The organism is Citrobacter sp. wls718 (genome assembly GCF_005280945.1).
Classification (GTDB): Bacteria; Pseudomonadota; Gammaproteobacteria; order Enterobacterales; family Enterobacteriaceae; genus Citrobacter; species Citrobacter gillenii.
Window position 1 is genome coordinate 69,208 of record NZ_SZWV01000038.1, and the last position, 20,785, is coordinate 89,992.

At 52.3% G+C, this 20,785-nt stretch carries 16 protein-coding genes and 1 pseudogene; 5 read left to right on the forward strand and 12 right to left on the reverse strand.

Annotation, left to right across the window (positions count from 1 at the left end; genetic code table 11):
- The coding region (gene rplY, locus FDW95_RS07775) for a 50S ribosomal protein L25 (RefSeq protein ID WP_137363469.1) at window positions 1–259 on the reverse strand (259 nt) is incomplete at its 3' end.
- 124 nt (window positions 260–383) lie between these two features.
- Window positions 384–2,144 (reverse strand): DEAD/DEAH box helicase, encoded by a 1,761-nt coding sequence (locus tag FDW95_RS07780; protein ID WP_115258004.1) that lies wholly within the window; start codon window positions 2,142–2,144, stop codon window positions 384–386.
- 152 nt (window positions 2,145–2,296) lie between these two features.
- Between FDW95_RS07780 and rsuA the strand changes: the two genes are divergently transcribed.
- From rsuA to FDW95_RS07795, 3 genes are all read left to right on the forward strand, one after another.
- Window positions 2,297–3,004, forward strand: coding sequence for a 16S rRNA pseudouridine(516) synthase RsuA (gene rsuA / locus FDW95_RS07785; RefSeq protein ID WP_115258005.1), 708 nt, complete (start codon window positions 2,297–2,299; stop codon window positions 3,002–3,004).
- Between the two features lie 15 nt (window positions 3,005–3,019).
- A complete protein-coding gene (locus tag FDW95_RS07790; protein ID WP_115258006.1) occupies window positions 3,020–4,216 on the forward strand; it encodes a Bcr/CflA family multidrug efflux MFS transporter in 1,197 nt (398 codons plus the stop codon).
- Window positions 4,217–4,544: 328 nt separating this feature from the next.
- Entirely contained in the window at window positions 4,545–4,889 is a 345-nt protein-coding gene (locus FDW95_RS07795; RefSeq protein ID WP_029139605.1) for a YejG family protein, read from the forward strand.
- 3 nt (window positions 4,890–4,892) lie between these two features.
- Here FDW95_RS07795 and yejF read toward each other — a convergent pair whose 3' ends face one another.
- The 9 genes from yejF to FDW95_RS07840 all read right to left on the reverse strand — a co-directional run bounded on the left by yejF (window position 4,893) and on the right by FDW95_RS07840 (window position 16,569).
- Window positions 4,893–6,482, reverse strand: a complete 1,590-nt coding sequence (gene yejF, locus FDW95_RS07800; protein WP_115258007.1) for a microcin C ABC transporter ATP-binding protein YejF — start codon at window positions 6,480–6,482, stop codon at window positions 4,893–4,895.
- Between the two features lies 1 nt (window position 6,483).
- Complete coding sequence (locus FDW95_RS07805; protein ID WP_115258008.1) at window positions 6,484–7,509, reverse strand: ABC transporter permease; 1,026 nt, start codon at window positions 7,507–7,509, stop codon at window positions 6,484–6,486.
- Window positions 7,509–8,603 carry a microcin C ABC transporter permease YejB gene (locus tag FDW95_RS07810; RefSeq protein WP_115258009.1) on the reverse strand — a complete coding sequence of 365 codons (1,095 nt, stop codon included), beginning with the start codon at window positions 8,601–8,603 and terminating at the stop codon, window positions 7,509–7,511. The genes FDW95_RS07805 and FDW95_RS07810 overlap by 1 nt, the downstream gene beginning before the upstream one ends.
- Window positions 8,604–10,415: an extracellular solute-binding protein gene (locus FDW95_RS07815; RefSeq protein WP_226794665.1), complete on the reverse strand. Its 1,812-nt coding sequence runs from the start codon at window positions 10,413–10,415 to the stop codon at window positions 8,604–8,606. It lies immediately after the preceding gene.
- Window positions 10,416–10,521: 106 nt separating this feature from the next.
- The gene (locus FDW95_RS07820) at window positions 10,522–12,084 is read right to left on the reverse strand and encodes a cyclic di-GMP phosphodiesterase (protein ID WP_115258011.1); all 1,563 of its coding nucleotides are present in this window, start codon (window positions 12,082–12,084) and stop codon (window positions 10,522–10,524) included.
- A gap of 182 nt (window positions 12,085–12,266) precedes the next feature.
- Window positions 12,267–12,836, reverse strand: a complete 570-nt coding sequence (gene mepS, locus FDW95_RS07825; protein WP_096756458.1) for a bifunctional murein DD-endopeptidase/murein LD-carboxypeptidase — start codon at window positions 12,834–12,836, stop codon at window positions 12,267–12,269.
- 413 nt (window positions 12,837–13,249) lie between these two features.
- Complete coding sequence (locus FDW95_RS07830) at window positions 13,250–13,963, reverse strand: phosphatase PAP2 family protein (RefSeq protein ID WP_115258012.1); 714 nt, start codon at window positions 13,961–13,963, stop codon at window positions 13,250–13,252.
- Between the two features lie 33 nt (window positions 13,964–13,996).
- Window positions 13,997–14,983 (reverse strand): GTP-binding protein, encoded by a 987-nt coding sequence (locus tag FDW95_RS07835; protein WP_115258013.1) that lies wholly within the window; start codon window positions 14,981–14,983, stop codon window positions 13,997–13,999.
- Between the two features lie 119 nt (window positions 14,984–15,102).
- The gene (locus FDW95_RS07840; protein ID WP_115258014.1) at window positions 15,103–16,569 is read right to left on the reverse strand and encodes a fructuronate reductase; all 1,467 of its coding nucleotides are present in this window, start codon (window positions 16,567–16,569) and stop codon (window positions 15,103–15,105) included.
- 202 nt (window positions 16,570–16,771) lie between these two features.
- Here FDW95_RS07840 and uxuA point away from each other — a divergent pair, with 202 nt between their 5' ends.
- Window positions 16,772–17,962: a mannonate dehydratase gene (gene uxuA, locus FDW95_RS07845; protein WP_115258015.1), complete on the forward strand. Its 1,191-nt coding sequence runs from the start codon at window positions 16,772–16,774 to the stop codon at window positions 17,960–17,962.
- A gap of 46 nt (window positions 17,963–18,008) precedes the next feature.
- Here the strand turns inward: uxuA and FDW95_RS07850 are convergent.
- Window positions 18,009–19,481: pseudogene (locus FDW95_RS07850) on the reverse strand (PLP-dependent aminotransferase family protein).
- 166 nt (window positions 19,482–19,647) lie between these two features.
- On the opposite strand from FDW95_RS07850, the gene torC reads away from it, so the two are divergent.
- Window positions 19,648–20,775, forward strand: a complete 1,128-nt coding sequence (gene torC, locus FDW95_RS07855) for a pentaheme c-type cytochrome TorC (protein WP_115258016.1) — start codon at window positions 19,648–19,650, stop codon at window positions 20,773–20,775.
- Window positions 20,776–20,785: the final 10 nt, after the last annotated feature.

The window sequence follows — 20,785 nt, forward strand, 5'->3', positions numbered from 1 at the left end:
TCAGCTTCGGCTTGAAAGCGTGACGCTGTACAGCCTGAGCTTTAACTTTAACTTCTTTACCGTCAACAACGATGGTCAGAACTTCGCTGTAAAATTCAGCTTTAGCTTGCATGTTCATGATTGAATCGTGATCCAGTTCGATAGCAATCGGGGCTTCTGCGCCACCGTAGATGATTGCCGGGAACTTGTTAGCGGTACGCAGGCGGCGGCTCGCACCCTTACCCTGCTCTTTACGTACTTCAGCGTTAATAGTAAACATTTAAATCTCTCTTTAATAATTCCTGCTACAGGCGACCCAGCAACAGGTAAGTGATCTGCTTTGCGTATGCAAAAGCGGGCGAGATTCTATCCTCAAATGACGGGTACATCAATCAAAAGTACGATTAACCGCGCAATTCATGTGCCCGTCGGAAGCGGCCTTCGTAATCAAAGACCTTTTCACGAACCTGCCAGTACTGACCTTTCATGCGAGCGACCACAAAATCGGGATGGCGTAACAGCGCCTGCTGCGCCAGGATGTCGGCGGCGGTTATCCAGCGTATAGGGACGCCGGGTGTGCGGGTGTGCGGGCGAATAAACAGCTGTTCAAAAGCGGTACGTTGAGCGGGGGTGTGCAAACGAAATCGTTCGCTGACGTCGGCGCCATCCTCGTCATAATAGGTAATCTTCAGCCATTCGCCTTTTTCATCCTGGCCGTTTTGTAACACCATACCGCTGCAGCGCAGGACCAGCGCATCTTTGAGCCTGAGCGCTGCTTTCAGCATATCGTCCGGATCGACCAGTATGGTATCGCATGCCCGACAGCGGCGAGCGGCAATGTCATTTTCAGCATTGCACTGTGGGCAGTTTTTAAAACGAAAGCGGAAGTCACATTGTTCACGGTGACCGTCATCATCTTCAAACCAACCCTGACAGCGACGGCCAAAGTGTTCGATCAGCGTGCCATCGGCTGTGGTCTTACCCCAGAAGGTGTTAGCAAACCCGCAGGCGGGGCAGAATACCTGTACCGGAACGTTGTCGCTTTTGCCCTTCGGCGCACCCACTTCCGGGGCATACAGATCGTGAGGATTACCCGCGTAGTCGAGGATCAGACAATCCGTTTTTCCCGGCGCCAGACGCAGCCCTCGTCCGACGATTTGTTGATACAGGCTAACGGACTCGGTAGGGCGCAGGATCGCAATGAGATCGACATGTGGGGCGTCAAACCCGGTGGTCAGCACCGCTACGTTGACCAGATAGCGAAAGCGCTGGGCTTTGAAATCCTCAATCAACACATCTCGCTCTGCGCCAGGCGTGTCACCGGTGATCAGTGCGGCATCGTCTGCGGGCAGCAGACCAACAATCTCTTTCGCGTGCTCCACGGTAGCCGCAAATATCATGACGCCTTTACGCGTCTGGGCAAATTCAACAATCTGGCTGATGATATGCGGTGTTATCCGCTGCTGTTTTTTCAGCTCATGGTTGAGGTCAGCTTCGCTGAACAGACCGTTACTTTGTGCTTGCAGGCGGCTGAAGTCATACTGGACGACCGGCATGTCGAGGCGCTCTGGCGGCGTCAGATAGCCGTGTTTAATCATGTAGCGCAGCGGCAGCTCATAAATACAGTCGCGAAAAAGCGCTTTTTCATCGCCGCGCACCATACCGTGATAATGAAAATGGTAAATCCAGCCTTTACCGAGGCGGAAAGGCGTGGCGGTCAGTCCGAGCAGGCGTAGGTGAGGGTTGACGTGGGTCAGGTGAGTCAGAATTTGCTGATACTGGCTCTCTTCGTCGTCACCAATGCGATGGCACTCGTCGACGATGAGCAGGGAAAATTCACCCTGAAACGCTTCCAGATTACGTGCCACCGACTGTACGCTGCCGAAAACCACTTTACCGTGGCTCTCTTTACGCTTCAGGCCAGCGGCAAAGATATCGGCTTCCAGCCCCAACGCACAATATTTGGCATGATTCTGTGCGACCAACTCCTTCACATGCGCCAGCACTAATACGCGCCCACGCGCCACACGCGCCAGTTCAGCAATCACCAGGCTTTTACCGGCCCCGGTTGGCAGGACGATGACCGCAGGTGTGCGGTGGTGGCGAAAATGGTTGAGCGTGGCATCCACGGCTTCTTGTTGGTAAGGGCGAAGTGTAAAAGTCATGGTCTCACTAGGGTAAACAATAACAATGAATAGTATGCCACGAATCTTTTTCCCTTGAGGGAAGTTGTTAGCCCGCTATACTGAGCGGAAAACGGCTCCACTTTTCGGGCATAACGCTCGATTTCCGTATTGTTACAGGCAAAATCACACTCATGCGACTTGATAAATTTATCGCTCAGCAACTCGGCGTCAGCCGCGCTATTGCCGGGCGTGAAATCCGTGGTAACCGCGTTACCGTCGATGGCGAAATCGTCAGAAATAGCGCCTTTAAACTGCTGCCAGAACATGACGTCGAATACGACGGTAATTCACTGGCTCAGCAAAATGGCCCGCGCTATTTTATGCTCAACAAGCCTCAGGGCTATGTGTGCTCCACGGAAGACCCGGATCATCCGACAGTGCTTTATTTCCTTGATGAACCTGTTGCCCACAAGCTGCATGCGGCAGGGCGTCTGGATATCGACACCACCGGGCTGGTACTGATGACCGATGACGGTCAGTGGTCACACCGCATCACCTCCCCGCGTCACCATTGTGAGAAAACCTATCTGGTGACGTTAGAGTCGCCGGTGGCGGAAGATACCGCCGAACAGTTTACCCGTGGTGTACAGTTGCATAACGAAAAAGATCTGACAAAACCGGCGGTGCTGGAAGTGATTACGCCAACCCAGGTGCGCTTGACCATTAGCGAAGGGCGCTATCATCAGGTTAAGCGTATGTTTGCCGCCGTTGGCAACCATGTTGTGGAACTGCACCGTGAGCGAATCGGCGCCATCAAACTGGATGACGATCTTGCGCCCGGCGAATACCGCCCCTTGACTGAAGAAGAAATCGCCAGCGTTAACGTAACCCCTCGTTAATTTCAGGAGCTAAATGTGACCACCCGGCAGAACTCTTCAATTGCCATTGTTTTTATCCTTGGCTTGTTGGCCATGTTAATGCCGTTGTCGATTGATATGTATCTTCCGGCGCTGCCGGTGATCTCTGCTCAGTTTGGCGTGCCTGCGGGCAGTGCGCAAATGACCCTCAGTACCTATATTTTGGGGTTTGCAGTGGGGCAACTGATCTACGGCCCTATGGCAGACAGCATCGGGCGTAAGCCGGTGATTCTGGGGGGAACGCTGGTGTTTGCGGCGGCGGCAGTCGCCTGCGCGCTGGCACAAACTATCGATCAATTGATCACTATGCGTTTCTTCCACGGCCTGGCGGCTGCGGCGGCGAGCGTGGTGATTAACGCCCTGATGCGCGATATTTATCCGAAAGAAGAGTTTTCACGCATGATGTCCTTCGTCATGCTGGTCACGACGATTGCGCCGCTGCTGGCGCCGATTGTCGGTGGCTGGGTGCTGGTATGGTTAAGCTGGCACTACATCTTTTGGATCCTGGCCGTGGCGGCAATTCTGGCTTCGGTGATGATTTTCACCTTGATCAAAGAGACCTTGCCCGTTGAGCGACGCCAGCCGTTTCGTTTGCGTACCACAATGGGCAATTTCGCCTCGCTGTTTCGCCATAAGCGCGTGTTGAGCTATATGCTGGCCAGCGGATTTAGTTTTGCCGGGATGTTCTCGTTTCTCAGCGCTGGTCCCTTTGTCTACATTGAGATCAACCATGTTTCGCCGCAGAACTTTGGCTATTACTTTGCGCTGAACATTGTCTTCCTGTTTGTGATGACCATTATTAACAGCCGCTTTGTACGGCGGGTTGGGGCATTGAATATGTTCCGCACCGGGCTGTGGATCCAGTTTGCGATGGCGGGCTGGATGGTATTTAGCGCGCTGTTCGGGTTGGGCTTCTGGGCGCTGGTGGTCGGTGTTGCGGCGTTTGTTGGTTGCGTATCGATGGTGTCATCTAATGCGATGGCAGTGATCCTCGATGAGTTCCCGCATATGGCTGGCACGGCGTCGTCGCTGGCGGGAACCTTCCGCTTTGGCATCGGTGCCATTGTAGGTGCGCTACTGTCACTGGCGACCTTTAACTCGGCCTGGCCGATGATCTGGACGATTGCCTTTTGTGCGTCCTGTTCCATTCTCTTCTATCTCTATGCCAGTCGAGCCAAAAAAACGGTGATCTAATACACAACCTGGGGGGCATTTGCCCCCCGGAGTTGATGTACATCAACCGCTAATCTATCTATTCCCCTGGTTATGTTTATTTTATGTAAAATCAATTTATGTAAAAAGTCACATCATTGTAGTTAAAAAGGTTGAGTTAGATCGCAGAAACGCGTACATATAGCCCGGAAAACTGCCAGAACCGTTGAATAAATTTAAATATTGGGTTCGGAAAGTGGCATACGGACAGGGTGTAAACGTTTGCCAACTGTCTAAAGACGTATTGTCAATGATGTGTTAATATTGATGTAAAATAATTGTGAAGTAATTGTACTTCCAGGGAAAGAAAGTGATGACATTACAACTCTCAATCGTTCACCGTCTGCCGCAGTGCTATCGTTGGTCGGTGGGTTTCGCAGGTTCAAAAGTTGAACCGATTCCGCAAAACGGCCAGAGCAATGAGAATAGCCTGGTGGCGCTCAAGTTACTCAGTCCGGACGGTGACAGTGCGTGGTCGGTAATGCATAAACTCAGCCAGGCGTTGAGCGACATTGAAGTTCCGTGTTCCGTACTGGAATGTGAAGGGGAGCCGTGTCTGTTCGTCAATCGTCAGGATGAATTTGCAGCGACCTGCAGACTGAAAAATTTCGGCGTGGCTATCGCAGAACCTTTTTCAAATAATAACCCATTTTGAGCGTCAGCTTAGCGCGAGCAGCTGACGCGTATAGGCTTGTTGTGGCGCGTTGAAGACGTGCTCGCATTGCCCCTGTTCCACGACCTCTCCTTGCCGTAGCACAATAACCTGATGGCATAGCGCACGTACAACATGCAAATCGTGGCTGATAAAGATGTAGGCCAGGCGATGCTTTTGCTGTAATGACTTAAGCAACGTCAGGATTTGCGCCTGGACGGTCCTGTCGAGTGACGATGTCGGCTCATCCAGAATAATCAGCGATGGTTTTAAAATCAGTGCTCTGGCAATCGCAATACGTTGACGCTGACCACCGGAAAACTCGGCAGGGTAACGATGCCGCGTGTCGCTATCCAGGCCGACTTCTGCCATTACCGCTTTCACCTGCGCTTCACGTTGCTCGGCAGACAACGTGGGTTGATGGACGCGTAACCCCTCTTCAATAATCTGTAACACGCTCAGGCGCGGGTTCAACGATGAGTTAGGGTCCTGAAAGACAACCTGAATGCGGTGGCGTACCGGCAGCAGTTGACGGCGGTTTAAGGTATGCAGCGCCTGACCATCGAATACAATGCGTCCTTGTGAGGCGATGAGCCTCAGCAGTGCCAGACCGGTGGTACTTTTCCCCGATCCTGATTCGCCAACCAGTCCCAGCGTTTCTCCCGGTTTCAGAGAAAAACTGACGTTGTTGACCACCACGTTATGGTCCACCACGCGCTTAAGCAGCCCTTTACGGATGGGGAAAGCGACGCGAAGCTGCTCCACTTCCAGCAAGGGGGGTTGGCCGGTGGGTAAAGGCACTGGATCGCCGGCAGGTTCACTGTTGAGCAATTTCTGCGTGTAAGGATGGGTGGGGGCAGAAAGCAGTTGCCCGGCACGGTTTTGTTCAACGCACTGACCGTTTTGCATCACCGCAACGGTGTCAGCTAACTTTTTGACGATACTGAGATTATGGGTGATGAACAGCAGGCCCATATTCAGCTCGCGTTGTAGCTCGCGCAGCAGTTGCAGGATTTGTGCCTGTACGGAAACATCCAGTGCGGTGGTGGGTTCGTCGGCAATCAGCAGTTCAGGGCGAGTGAGCAGCGCCATGGCGATCATCACGCGCTGACGCTCTCCGCCGGAAAGCTGGTGCGGGAAATCCGCCAGACGCTTGGCGGCCTGACGGATCCCGACGCGATCCAGACAGGTCAAGATCTCTGCCCGTGCGGCTTCCCGACGCATCCCCCGATGCAGCGACAACACTTCATAGAGCTGTTTTTCCAGAGTGTGCAGCGGGTTGAGCGACACCATCGGCTCCTGGAAAATCATGGCGATTTTATTCCCCCGTACGCCGCGTAGCGTTTGTTCGCTGGCGTGGAGTAGTGATTCACCGTGAAAGCGGATATCACCGGCAAGATAGACCGCTGGAGGTGTGGGGAGCAAACGTAAAATCGAGAGTGCGGTGACGCTTTTACCCGAGCCGGACTCGCCCACCAGTGCCAGGGTTTGCCCGGCTTCGACGTGCAATGAAATTTCGTTCACCACGGTACGTACGGTTCCCTGCTGACGAAAACCGACCGATAAATTGTCAATGGCTAACAGAGGTTGCGTCATCTTATACCGCCTTGTTGGGATCAAATGCGTCGCGTACCGCTTCACCAATAAAGATCAGCAGCGATAATAACAGGGCTACCGACACGAACGCGGTGATCCCAAGCCACGGTGCCTGTAAGTTGTTTTTTCCCTGCAACAGCAGTTCTCCGAGCGACGGGGAGCCGAGCGGTAAGCCGAACCCCAGAAAATCCAGCGAGGTCAGTGTGGTAATTGAGCTACATAAAATAAACGGCAAAAAGGTCAGCGTGGCGACCATCGCATTCGGCAGCATGTGGCGCAGGATAATGCTGCGATCGCTCACGCCGAGCGCCTGTGCGGCGCGGATGTAATCAAAGTTTCGCGTGCGTAAAAACTCTGCGCGTACCACGCCGACCAGGCTCATCCAGCCAAACACGACCGTAATGGCCAATAGCCACCAGAAGTTGGGTTGGACGACGCTGGAGAGCAGGATTATCAAAAATAGCGTCGGCATCCCGGACCAGACTTCAATGAAGCGTTGCCCCCACAGGTCCACCTTTCCGCCGTAATAGCCCTGCAGCGCACCGGCCATCACGCCCATGATGCTGGAACACAGGGTTAACATCAAACCAAACAGGATGGAAATGCGGGTCCCATAGAGGATGCGCGCCAGTACGTCGCCGCCGTTGGCATCGGTGCCCAGCCAGTTTTGTGCGGACGGCGGGGAAGGGAAGGGGGTGTCGGTGGCAAAGTTAATGCTGGTGGCGCCAAAGCGCACGGGTGCCCACAGGATCCATCCCTGGCTTTCCAGACGCTGCTGCAGCCACGGATCCTGATAATCTGCTTTGGTGGCTAACGGGCCGCCGAAATCGCTTTCACTGTAGTTTTTGACCAGTGGAAAGTACCAGCTGCCGTCATAGCGCACCAGCAGTGGCTTATCATTGGCAATCAGCTCGGAACACAGGCTTAAGCCGAACAGCAGCAGAAAAATCCACAGCGACCAGTAGCCACGGCGATTGTGGCGAAAACGCGCCCAGCGGGCCTGATTGACGGGGCTTAAGCGCGACATTAGCGTCCCTCGAAATCAATACGCGGATCGACCAGCGTATAGCTAATATCACTGAGGATATTGAGCAGGAGGCCGATCAGCGTGAAGATATAAAGCGTACCAAACATCACCGGATAGTCGCGTGACACGGTTGATTCATAGCCCAGTAATCCCAGACCGTTCAGCGAGAACATGACTTCAATCAACAGTGAGCCGGTGAAAAACATACTGATGAAGGTGGCTGGGAAACCGGCTATCACCAACAGCATGGCGTTACGAAAGACGTGTTTGCGCAGAATGTTTTTCTCACTAACGCCTTTAGCGCGCGCGGTGACGACATACTGTTTGCGAACCTCATCCAGAAAGGAGTTTTTGGTTAGCATCGTCAGTGCGGCAAATCCACCCACCACCGTAGCCACCACCGGCAGGGTGATATGCCACAGATAATCGGTGATTTTTTGATACCAGGGCAGAGCGTCAAAATTGGCGGAAACCAGACCGCGTAGCGGGAAAAGGTCGTAATAGCTGCCGCCGGCAAAGAAAACGATCAATAAAATTGCAAACAGGAAGGCGGGGATGGCGTAGCCGATAATAATGAATGCGCTGCTCCACACGTCAAAGCGGCTGCCGTTGTACACCGCTTTGCGGATCCCCAGTGGAATCGACACCAGATAGATAATCAGCGTACTCCATAATCCCAGCGTGACGGAGACGGGCAGGCTGTCTTTGATTAATGTCAGGACCGAGGCGCTGCGAAACAGGCTGTCGCCAAAATCGAAGCGGATATAGTTCCAGAGCATGTTGAAATAACGTTCGTGAATCGGTTTATCGAATCCGTAACGGCGGGTGATTTCAGCAATCACTTCCGGATCCAGGCCGCGACCACCACGATAATTGCTGTCGCTGATGTTCCCGACGCCGGTTTGCGCGTGGCTGGCACGCACACCCTCACTACCGGCGCCCGGCAGTGCGCCACTTTGCCCGAATTCAATGGCGGCGACGGCCTGCTCGACCGGGCCGCCTGGGGCAATCTGCACGATAAAAAAGTTGATGGTAATGATGGCCCAGAGCGTCGGGATCACCAGCAGCAGACGTCGAATCAGATATGCGCCCATTTATTCTCCCTGTCGTCTGGCAGCGGGAAGTTTGGCCGCTTTGTTGACGTCATACCACCAGTTGTCCACGCCGATGGTGTAAATCGGGCGAACGGCAGGCTGCGAAAATTTGTCCCACCATGCCAGCCGATCTTCGGCCATAAACCACATCGGCAACATGTAATAATTCCAGGTTAACACGCGGTCCAGCGCGCGTCCCAGCGGGATAAGTTTTGCTTTATTACCTTGCGCCGCAATGATCTGGCTAATCAGCTTATCAATGACCGGGCTTTGCACGCCGGGGGCGTTATAGCTGGAATCAATATATTCGGAGGCCCACAGAATTTGCAGATCCGAGCTGGGCCACGGCATCGCGCGATACAGCCTTGGCATCATGTCATAGTCGCGGCTGCGCAGGCGATTGGTGATTTGTGAGTTATCGACCTGGCGGATATTCATCGTAATGCCCAGCCGCTGCAGGTTATGCTGAAACGGCAATACCCATTGGCTGTTACTGCCTGCCGGGAGCAACAGCTCAAAAGTCAGCGCTTTGCCGCTGGTGATGTTGACCCGCTGCTGCCCCTTCAATACCCATCCGGCCTTGTCCAGGAGAGCACTGGCCTTCAGCAGGTTTTCACGATCGTAACCGTCGCCTTTTGATGTGGGTGGCTGATAGATTTGGCTGAAGACTTCGGGAGGCAGATCGTTTTTCATCGGTGCAAGTAGCACCAGCTCATCCGCGTCGGGATAATTTTTGGCGGCATATTCGGTGTTCTGGAAATAGCTGGTCGTCCTGCTCCAGGCATTATAAAACAACGCCTTATTCATCCATTCAAAATCAAAGGCCAGCGTGATCGCCTCACGAACACGGCGGTCGCTGAACACCGGACGCTGGATGTTAAACGCTAACCAGCGCGTATCCTGCGCCGACTCGTTTTTTTGTTCGGCTTTGACGATGTACTGTTTTGTGAAGTTCTTACCGGTATAACGTGTTGCCCAGTTTTTGGCATCGTTCTCAAGACGCAGGTCAAATGCACCGGCTTTAAATGCTTCAAAGGCCACGTTGTCATCAAGGTAATAGTCGTAACGGAGGGTATCAAAATTCCAGCGCCCACGATTAACCGGCAGGTCAGCGGCCCAGTAATCTTTGACCCGTGAGTAGACGATATACTGCCCCATTTTCCATTGGGTGATGCGGTAAGGTCCGCTGGCAAGGGGTGGGGAGGATAACGGGTCGCTGAGCTTGTGATCTTTCCAGTATTTCTCAGGCATCACCGGTAATGAAAACAGGCTGAGCATGTCTTCTTTACCCGGTTTGGCTAACTCAATTCGCACGGTTAACGGGGCGATCGCTTTAACGGTGGTCCCTTTGTATACCAGACGAAACTGCGGCACGCCTTCGGTCATAAATTTGTGGAAGGTAAAGGCAACGTCGCGGGCGGTGATCGGCGACCCATCGTGAAAACGCGCGCGCGGGTTAATGGCGATTTCAACCCAGGAATAGTCGTCCGCGTAGCGGGCTCTGTCGGCAATGAGCGGGTAATAGCTACCGGGTTCATCATCGGAAGTGGTAAACAGCGCATCGTAAAGTGATTCAGTCCGGGCGCCGGGATTCCCTCGCATCGAGTAGCGGTTGAAATTATCGAAGGTGCCGATGGACGAGAGCGTGATTTGCCCACCTTTGGGGGCAGCGGGATTCACATAGTCGAAGTGGGTAAAATTGAACGCATACTTGGGTTCACCCAGTACAGAAAATGCATAGCTTTCTTTGATGGACTGAGCCTGAGCGCTAAAACCTATAACGGTGAAAAATAGCAGCAGTACGCGAACAATCCTATGCACGGTTTTTCCTTTTCTTGTCCACCAGCCGATGGACCTCATGTCCGAGCCTCGGGGAGGTTCCGGTAAGCGTAGTGTATCGACGAATCGCACTGTGCGATCACCACTTTGGCATATCTGGCTTCGCCATCCAGCGTACGAAATCAGCCAGCTTTAACGGACGGCTGACCCAGTAACCCTGGAAGAAATGCACGCCGCGATCGCGCAGCCACCGGGCCTGCTCCTGCGTTTCTACGCCTTCAGCAACCGTCAGCATATTGAGGCGTCTGGAGAGTGTCAACACGGCATCCAGTACCGGCGACGTCAGCGTCTCGGTACCAATGGCATTGATAAATCCACGGTCAATCTTCAGGTAATCGACCGTAAAACGTTCCAGATAGATAAGGGCACTATGGCCGGTGCCGAAATCATCAATGGCAATTTCGAGCCCGGCAGCATGCAGCCATTCAAAAATTTTCGTGGCTTCGTGCTGATCGAGCATATCGCGTTCGGTGATTTCCAGTACCACCTGAAAATAGTTGGCGGGTAACGAGGCGCTCAGTTCCTGAATATCTGCTTTGAAACTCTCACCATGCAAATGTGAAGGCGCGATGTTGATCCCCAATTTTGCGCCCTTGGGGAGTACTTTTTGCAGGGCAGGGGCATCGCTGGCCACCAGCTTAAAGAGATGCTGCGTGAGTGGCACAATCATTTGCTGCGATTCGGCGTAATGAATAAAGGCATCAGGTGGGATCTCGCCCGTCGTTGGATGACGCCAGCGTAATAATACTTCTACGCCTTTTACCTCCAGCGTTTGCATCTCCATGACCGGTTGGTAGACCACATAAAACTGATTGTGCTTGATGGCGTTCAGAATATCTTTCCCGGGCCGTAAACGGAGGGTGTAGATGTAGTACCAGACAAGCAGGGCCGCCATAATCCCAGCCATGCATCCCAGCATGAGGGAATACCAGATATCGTTATACGTCCACTCTTCTGCGTACAATCGAACGGTCACCGGCAGGCCGTCAATCGTCGCCTGTCGTGGGGTTGAGGCATCAGGAAGATCGGAGATGGGTATCAGGTGAGCTGAGAATGTCGAAATAGCCGTCTTGCCCACGATAATAGCAATACCGTCAAAATCATCTTGCCGGGCGGTATAGAGAAGATAGGGGGCCAGATTAATGTTCAGTGAACTAAATACGCCGCTATTTGGCAAGGCAGGATGACGATACCAAATCATTATTGCGGGTTTGTCAGGCACCATCGGCGTACCCGGGAGCAGGGCCACATCGATATCGTGGTTGATATTAATCGACGGCATCAGCTCCTGGATGGGGGTGTTCATGGGGCCCGTTGCGGAAGAGCAAAATGCGATGCTGTCTTTTACCAGCAAAAAAGCCCGTACGTTCAGGCTAAAGGCCGCGCTGGAGGTTAGTTTCGTGGCAACTTGTTGGCAACTGTCAGTGACCAGGGGTTGTAGTTCATCGGTGGTCGTTTTGAGTTCTGAGAAGTAACTTTTGACGTAATTCTGTATATCGGAGAGCAGCGTGTCGTACTTCACTTCTCGTTTATGCCACGAGACGAAAAATTGCAGTGTGCTGACGAGTAAGGCGACGACGAGCCCCGTTAAAATACAGGTGATCAGGATTTTCCGACCGGAAGAAGAGGCACGTTTGAACATAGTTCTTTATGTTTACCTGCAGTAACTGCTTATTATTAAACCGCTTAATTTGTAAGACTATAGCCTGGATTGACGCTTATCGTGAGATTTTTCTGTTGTGTAAAAGAAAAGCAAAAAGCACCGCCTAAGCAGTGCTTTTGATTTGTCTCATCAGGATAGCCAAGGGATAGCTGCCAAACGAATTAACTGCGACTCAGAACCCGGCGGGCTTCGTTGTAACGCTTTTTCCAGTAAGGCTCGTTCATACTGGAAATAACAACGCCGCTGCTGGTCGAGGCATGTACAAACTGGTTGTTACCGATATAAATACCGACGTGACGGCCCGTAGAGCCCGCACGGAACAGAACCAGATCGCCGGTGCGCAGATTGGTGCGCGAAACGGATTTACCCGTTTCCTGTTGTTCGTAGGTTGAGCGAGGAAGCTCTAAACCAAATTGTTCACGGAATGTACGCTGTACAAAGCTTGAACAATCAATCCCTTTCTTAGTGCTGCCGCCAAGGCGGTAACGCACGCCTTTCCAGTCAGCGTATTGGTCCATAATACGAGATTTAACATCGATATTACGTACCATACTTTCAAATTCATCCTGAGAGGCTTGCAGTGAAGAGTTATCTCCATTGCCCACAGCATGCGTCTCAGAATGCATATTCTTGGCGGTGTTCGTTGTGCTACATGCAGAAAGCAGAACCGCAACTGCTATCGCGGGTATGCCCCGCAAGATATATCTCAAAATCGGTTGAGATTTGACCATGTTGTTTGTTTTCCCTTGAAGTCCTTAACGATAAATATCGTTATAAAAAATGCCAAACGTGACGAGACTAATTACCTACGCACGATGAGACAATTCTTTATAGTCAAATCTGTGGTGGAACGCACAAATTTATTCGTAAAGAGAATAATTATCTCGCGAGGCAAAACGAGTTCGAGGTTACCCGATCGCCACAGTCATTGCGAGTGATTTTACGTGATTTCTTATAAGAAAAATTGATACAGAAAGTGAATAAACGGTATTGGCTAAATTAAGAACAATTAGGCTGAAAAACACGCAATTCATTCATTTTCAACAGGAATAAGATGACAAGAGAATGACAGTCAGCAAGAGATATTATCGTCAGATATCATCAGGGAATCAGAAGTATCCCTGATGATGTTAATTACTCTGCGTTATTTGTTTAAAAAATGTTTGTTTTTACCTGGGAGATAATTCGTGAACAGGGTGACCAAACGGTCGCTTAATGGTGTCATTAGCCACCAGGGCAGGCCAATCAAAACGACGGTCATCGAACCGACCACGATATCAGTAAGCCAGTGAGCACCAATCATTACGCGAGGAAAGGCAAAAACCACAGCGATAATAAGGCCGATTAATCCTGCGACTTTTCCGAAATACCGCAGCATAAATGCGGAAAAAATAAGCAGCATCATGCCGTGATCGCCCGGGAAGCTGTCTCTTGACGCATCTTTGGTTGAAATATGCAGCAGCTCGCTGACACGATGAATATTATCCAGCATCAGCGTTGGACTGGCGCGTTTAACCGGAATAAGCGCCTGGCCTAACTGATTTAATACCACCGCCGTGAGCAGCATCACCAGACCAATTGCGATGATACGGCGGCGACCGTCCGGGGTTTCTTTGCGCCAAAAACTCAGCATCAGGGCACCCATTGCCAGCAGCGAGCAGCCGTCAAACGCGCGGTTGTTGGTGATAGCGACAACCCACAGGAACATTGGGCTGTCGACCAGTTTTTGGTTGAAGAAATGGAAAACACCAAAATCGATGGAATACCAGAACCCATGTCCGGCTGGAATATACCAGGACAGAAACAGCGCCAGACCTGCGATATTAAGCAGGAGAATAAAAGGGTATCGGGTTTTCATTGTCGTTCACCATTGCCAAAATCGCAGGCAACCTTACGCGTTAGCGTCTAAACGAAGCTTCAACAATGCACCCTGTAACGCGTTCCAGTCAGTCTCGGTGTCCGAGATGAGTTCAATACGGCTGTCCGGAGGTGCGACGTTTTGGGTCTCAATGTGCCAGTCATCACCCTGACGGTTGATGCGTACCAATCCTTCCTTGATTCGCATGACGCCTTTTACGCGACCTACTGGCGCGAGACGCGACCATTCCAGCAGGCCGATGGTATCGAACACGGTGTCCGCATCGAAAATCCAGCCGCAGGCCTGATGCCCCTGACCGCTGTTGAGACTACGACGCCAGCGCTGCTGTGCCGGCAGGCTCAGTGCCGCCAGCCCTTTTTTGTCGGCATGCTGGTGGGCGTGTGCCGCACTTGCGGGAAGCTCAGCCAGATTCAGACGCGGTAAATCCAGTAACTGCGTGTCAATGTGTCCATGGTCGGCATGAACCAACTGACGGTGACCGCCGTAGTGCTGCCACCAGGTTTGCAAGGCATGTTCACTTTCAGCCGTAGCGCGATCGGTTTTGTTGGCGACGATAACGTCAGCGGCGGCCAGCTGGTCGCGGAAATTCTCATTGGCGACGCTTTTTTCATCCAGCAGCAGGCGAGGGTCAAGGATACAGAGTGTCGCGCGCAGATCGATCCACGGTTCGTAAACCGGGGCGGTGAGTAAATCCAAAATCTGTTTTGGATGCCCGAGGCCGGTAGGTTCGATCAGTAACCGGTCGGGTTTGCCCTGACGCAGTAACGTATTAAGGCCTACCTGCATCGGCAAACCGTTAACACAACACATGCATCCTCCGGGGATCTCTTTTAGCAGTGCGCCGCTGTCGGCCAACAGCGCGCCGTCAATACCGACTTCGCCAAACTCATTGACCAGCACAGCCCACTTCTCAGCGGGATCTTTGTTGGCGAGTAAATGAAGAATAGAGGTGGTTTTACCGCTGCCGAGAAAACCGGTAATGAGGTTGGTTTTGGTCACGTTGGCTCCAGAATCATCAAATGCTGTTATAGCGTTCAACAATCCTGGCGAAAAAAGGATAAAAAGAGAAGGGCAGAGAGGACGAAGGTGCGCTTCGTCCCGCTGAATGGCAGAAATTGTTAATTTTTTAACGTCTGCATGACGGCCTGATGCGCGCCATATTGCGCAATATTCTGCCAAGCCTGCTCGATAGCTGCGACGAATTGCGGATTCTGCACCAGATCGGGGGCAAAAATCTCGCGCAGGGAAAGCAGTGCGCTGACGCGCTCTGATAGGGAACTGTGCTCGACAAGCGCGCGGATCTTATCACGCAACGGATCGCGCACATCAATGGCTGCACCCGCATCATCAATGCCGCTCACGTAGCGCATCCAGCCCGCAACGCCCAGTGCCAGCAGAGGCCAGTCGCTTTGCCGTGATAAATGTATGCGGATCCCTTCCAGCATTCTTTGCGGCAATTTTTGGCTGCCGTCCATCGCGATTTGCCATGTCTTATGCTTCAGTGCTGGATTGGCAAAACGTTGCAGCAGGCTTTCGGCATACTGATTTAGATCGACGTTAGTGATGTGCAGCGTGGGGGCCTGCTCCGTCATCATCAGACGGTAAGCCGCTTCACGAAAGGCGTTGTCCTGCATGCAATCGCTGATGTGCTGAAACCCGGCCAGATAGCCAAGATAGGCCAGAAATGAGTGACTGCCGTTTAGCATCCGCAGTTTCATCTGTTCCCACGGCAGCACGTCATCAACCATCTGGACACCGGCGGTTTCCCACTGCGGGCGGCCGGCGACAAAATTGTCTTCAATCACCCACTGGATAAACGGCTCACAGCTGATGCCACAGGGGTCAGCGATGCCCAGCGCTTGGGCAATTTCTTCCAGCGATTCGTTGGTTGCTGCAGGGACAATTCTGTCGACCATGGTGCCCGGAAAACTGACCTGCTGTTGTATCCACGTCGCCAGCTCAGGCGAACGTTTTTGCGCCATGCCCAGGATCGCGTTTTTCACCACATGCCCGTTGTCCGGGATGTTATCGCACGAGAGTACGGTAAACGGCGGTAATCCGCGTTCGCGTCGGCGATGCAGGGCTTCGACGATAATGCCCGGCGCTGAGTGCGGTTCATCCGGCGACTGCAAATCATGAATAATGCGTGGGTTTGTGACATCAAGCGACCCGGTGGACGGATCAATACAGTAGCCTTTTTCCGTGATGGTTAACGACACAATCGCCACCTGCGGTTCACAGAATTTTTCAATAATGGCCGCCAGCGAATCCAGCGTGGCGTTCAGGCATTCGTTAACGGCACCTATCACTATCGGTTGATTGCCGTCAGCACCTTTTTCTAACACGGTATACAGATGCTCCTGCTCACGAAGCTGGCTCATCAGCCGATCGCCGCTGAACAAGCTGATCTCACAAATCCCCCAGTTTCCTCCCTGCGTATTGAGTACGCGATCGGTCAACAATGCTTGATGAGCACGGTGAAAAGCACCGAAACCCAAATGTACGATCCGCGAGGTTAAGCGTTGGCGATCGTACTGAGGCATCTGTACATTTTTTGGGAGTGAAGCCGAGGCAATTGTCTTCATTAAATACACCTGATTAACCATTAATTAACAATGGCAGTATAAAGTTATATGACAGCAAGTTAAATTGGTGTGCCTTATTTATCCGGGGAATGTGAGCTGGATCAATCAATCATCGGCGTTCAGTTGATCATCCACCCGATGCCTGTATGGTAGTCGTCATGCAACTAACTTAATTTGGTATAACAACTTGTGAGGTGAAGCAATGGAACAAACCTGGCGTTGGTACGGACCTAACGATCCGGTATCGCTTGATGATGTGCGTCAGGCTGGCGCAACCGGTGTTGTGACCGCCTTGCACCACATTCCTAATGGTGAAGTGTGGCCGGTAGAAGAGATTCAAAAGCGACAGGCTATTTTGGCTGAAAAGGGGCTGACCTGGTCGGTGGTGGAAAGCATTCCCGTTCACGAAGACATCAAAACCCAGTCTGGACAGTATCAAACGTGGATCGCCAATTATCAGCAGAGTATCCGTAATCTGGCGACCTGCGGCATTGATACCGTGTGCTATAACTTCATGCCGATCCTCGACTGGACGCGCACTGACCTTGAATATCAGCTCCCGGACGGTTCTAAAGCCCTGCGCTTCGATCAAATTGCCTTTGCGGCCTTTGAGCTGCATATCCTGCAGCGCCCCGGTGCGGAAGCGGATTACAGCGCAGAAGAACAGCGTCAAGCTCTGGACTATTTCAATGCCATGAGCGAAGCCGATGTAGAGAAGCTGACTCGCAATATTATCGCCGGTCTGCCGGGTGCAGAAGAAGGTTATACACTGGACAAGTTTCGCGCGCGCCTGGCGGAGTATGACGGTATCAGCAAAGACGATCTGCGTAATAATATGGCCGTATTCCTGCGCGCAATTGTGCCGGTAGCTGAAGAAGCAGGCGTGCGCCTGGCCGTGCATCCTGACGATCCGCCGCGCCCGATCCTCGGCCTGCCGCGTATTGTTTCCACCATTGAGGATATGCAGTGGTTGAAAGAAACAGTAGACAGCATCTATAACGGCTTCACCATGTGTACCGGTTCTTACGGTGTACGGGCGGATAACGATCTGGTGAAAATGATTGAAACCTTTGGCGATCGTATTCACTTTACGCATTTGCGTTCGACCTGCCGTGAAGATAACCCGAAAACCTTCCATGAAGGTGCTCACCTGCAGGGCGACGTAGATATGGTCTCTGTGGTGGCGGCGATCCTGCGTGAAGAACAGCGTCGTAAGAAGGCAGGCGATCTGCGTCCTATCCCAATGCGTCCGGATCACGGGCATCAGATGCTGGACGATCTGCACAAGAAAACCAATCCGGGTTACTCCGCAATTGGTCGTCTGAAAGGGCTGGCAGAAGTTCGTGGCGTTGAGCTGGCGCTGAAACAAACGCAGTTCCGCGATCTGCTGTAATGGCATCAACAGGGATTGGGCGAGTCGCTCGATCCCTGTTCTGCCTTCAGGGCTGAATTAACGCCTGCTCCAGCACTCTCAGCACTTTGTTGATCTGCGGTAACTGCAACCCGCCAAAACCGAAAAACATCACCCCGGCGTTGTTCTCCTTGCGCCAGATTTCTTCTGAACCATTTTCAATGTCCTGTAACGTATCAAAGCGAACACCTGCCTGCAGGCAGCGCTGTTGCAGCAAGGCGATGACGTCGGGCGAGCGATCGATGTGTAACGAGAGATGCAGGCCCGCCGTTGCGCCGTCAATTTTTCCGTCGGGGAACAGCGCAGAAAGACCGTCCTGGAGAAGCGCGAGCCGGGACGCGTAGCTGCAGGCCAGTTTGCCGAGGTGGGTATAAAAAACCTGATTTTGCATTAACTCAGCGAGAAACTGCTGCAATAACCACTGGCTGCCGTTGTTGTTTAACGCTTTCATATTCTGCACTGCCGGGAGCAGTTCATCCGGGCAAATGAGATAGCCAAGACGCGCACCTGGCCCCAGCGTTTTTGAGAATGTCCCCATATAGATCACCCGATCGTGATAATCCATGGCTTTCAGCGCGGGGAGGGGATTTTCGCCGTACGTAAAAACGGCATCATAATCATCTTCGATAATGTACGCCCCGACACGCTGCGCCCAGGTCAGCAACGACAGACGCCGCTCCACTGAAAGCACGCTCCCCATCGGATACTGATGTGCGGGCGTCACGTAACAAAGTTGGGTTGCATATTCGGGTAATTTATCCGTGCACAGTCCCTGATTATCCACCGCGATAGGCGTAATGTCGGCACCGTAGTAATTAAACAGATGCCAGGCTCCAGAATAACAAGGGGATTCGGTCACAATATGACACTTTTTTTCCTGACTTGCCGCGTGATGAATAATAAATATTTGGCTGAGCAGTGATAACCCTTCCTGAATTCCGTTGGTAATAATGATGTTTTCTGCGCGAGTATTAATTCCCCGGGATAGATTAAGGTATCTGACCATTTGCTCACGCAATGAAAATAATCCATTTGGTGAATGATATCGGGTAAACAATTGCTCTTTTAGTACGCTGGGAGCATTATTCTATTTTCGCCAGCTTGACCAGGGAAAGGCATTGGGATCGGGGACGCCCATCCGGCAATAAAAATCCCGTCCCATCTCACCGTAAACATCGGTGGAAACGCCTGCAGGCTCAGGCTTTACCGGCGGTGAACCCTGGGCTAACGGTATGTGTGTCGCGGGTGTACGTACTGGTGTAGTGAAGATCACTTCATAGCCAATACCCTGTCGGCTCTTAATCAACCCTGCCGCCATCAATTTTTCATACGCCATAACGACTGTGATTTTGGCCACGTTCAGCGCCTGCGCCTGCTCGCGGATAGAAGGAAGTTTGTCCCCGCACAGCAAATTCCCCCGCTGAATAGCCTGAAAATAAAATTGAAAGATCTGCAGTTGCAGCGATGTACGGCTTTCTCTGTTGAGAAACAGTGCCAGCATGAGAAATTCCTTATTAAAACGATAGCCGCATATTACGAGTTTCCATTTTTAACTATTTTGACTCGCCTCATAGAGTGAACGCTGTTCCTATACTCTGCTGCCGGTGTCTCTATTCTCCTTTTTTAATATCCCTTAGCGTGTCGCTATTAAAATAAGGGAGCCAAATATGTCGTGGATGAGAAAGAACGCACTATGGTGGGCATTCGGTGGAGCCGTTGCCATGGCCTTTGCCATTTGGGGAACGTGGCAAGGCGTGCATTACACCAGTAGCACCGAGTTTTGTTTGTCGTGCCATTCGATGCGTACGGTGGGGGAGGAATATCAGACCAGCATACATTTTCGCAATGCCTCCGGCGTGCGTGCCGAGTGTAAGGATTGCCATATTCCACCAGGCATCGTTCCGACGCTTCTGCGCAAAACGGAAGCCTTGAACGATCTCTACCATACGTTTATTTCACCGTCGATTAATACGCCTGAAAAGTTTACCGCCAAGCGGGCAGAACTTGCTCAGCGGGAATGGGCGCGAATGAGCGCCAATAATTCAGCGGCCTGTAAATCCTGCCATAGCTATGAGGCGATGGATCACGGCAAGCAATCGACGAATGCAGCGGCACAAATGACCGCAGCGGCGGCGAAAGACAGCAACTGCATTGACTGTCACAAAGGTATTGCCCATCACAAGCCTGATATGAGCAGCGGTTTTCGCGATCGGTTTAAGCAACTCCAACGCCAGGGAGAGACGCCGTCGGAGGCGACCACGCTGTTTTCGTTAGGCGAGAAAGCCCTGACGGCAACGGCTGGGAGCCCCGCCGGTAAAGCGCTACTTTTTCCGGCCACCGAAGTCAGAGTGCTGAAAAAAGAGGGCAGTAATGTCCAGTTGGAAGTGACGGGGTGGCGTGAAAGCAAAGGCCGTGGGCGGGTGATCACGCAGTTTATGGGCAAACGCGTTTTCTCCGCGGTGCTTGATGATTCCCTGATGGCAAACGTAAAAATTCTGCAAACCCAGGTTGACCCAGATTCGCACCAGCAGTGGCAGCAAGTGAGCGTGACCGCATGGACCTCCGCGCAGGGGCTTATCACCAGTATTGCACCGGTGTGGGAATACTCGGAACAAATGCTGCAATCCACCTGCAGCGCCTGCCACAGCACACCGCCGACCATCCGTTATACCGCCAATGGCTGGATTGCCGGACTAAAAGCGATGTCGACCTATTACCGGCTTAATCCGGTGGAAGAACGCACGCTGTTGAAATACCTCCAGACGCACGCCAGCGATGTGCCTGCCCCCCAATAATAAAGAGGAT

What these genes read in the sequence shown, in the direction of transcription:
- FDW95_RS07780 (WP_115258004.1), bottom strand. Translation starts at nt 2,144, where the DNA reads ATGACTTTTACACTTCGCCCTTACCAACAAGAAGCCGTGGATGCCACG.
- rsuA (WP_115258005.1), top strand. Translation starts at nt 2,297, where the DNA reads ATGCGACTTGATAAATTTATCGCTCAGCAACTCGGCGTCAGCCGCGCT.
- yejF (WP_115258007.1), bottom strand. Translation starts at nt 6,482, where the DNA reads ATGACGCAACCTCTGTTAGCCATTGACAATTTATCGGTCGGTTTTCGT.
- FDW95_RS07805 (WP_115258008.1), bottom strand. Translation starts at nt 7,509, where the DNA reads ATGTCGCGCTTAAGCCCCGTCAATCAGGCCCGCTGGGCGCGTTTTCGC.
- FDW95_RS07810 (WP_115258009.1), bottom strand. Translation starts at nt 8,603, where the DNA reads ATGGGCGCATATCTGATTCGACGTCTGCTGCTGGTGATCCCGACGCTC.
- FDW95_RS07820 (WP_115258011.1), bottom strand. Translation starts at nt 12,084, where the DNA reads ATGTTCAAACGTGCCTCTTCTTCCGGTCGGAAAATCCTGATCACCTGT.
- mepS (WP_096756458.1), bottom strand. Translation starts at nt 12,836, where the DNA reads ATGGTCAAATCTCAACCGATTTTGAGATATATCTTGCGGGGCATACCC.
- FDW95_RS07830 (WP_115258012.1), bottom strand. Translation starts at nt 13,963, where the DNA reads ATGAAAACCCGATACCCTTTTATTCTCCTGCTTAATATCGCAGGTCTG.
- FDW95_RS07840 (WP_115258014.1), bottom strand. Translation starts at nt 16,569, where the DNA reads ATGAAGACAATTGCCTCGGCTTCACTCCCAAAAAATGTACAGATGCCT.
- uxuA (WP_115258015.1), top strand. Translation starts at nt 16,772, where the DNA reads ATGGAACAAACCTGGCGTTGGTACGGACCTAACGATCCGGTATCGCTT.
- torC (WP_115258016.1), top strand. Translation starts at nt 19,648, where the DNA reads ATGTCGTGGATGAGAAAGAACGCACTATGGTGGGCATTCGGTGGAGCC.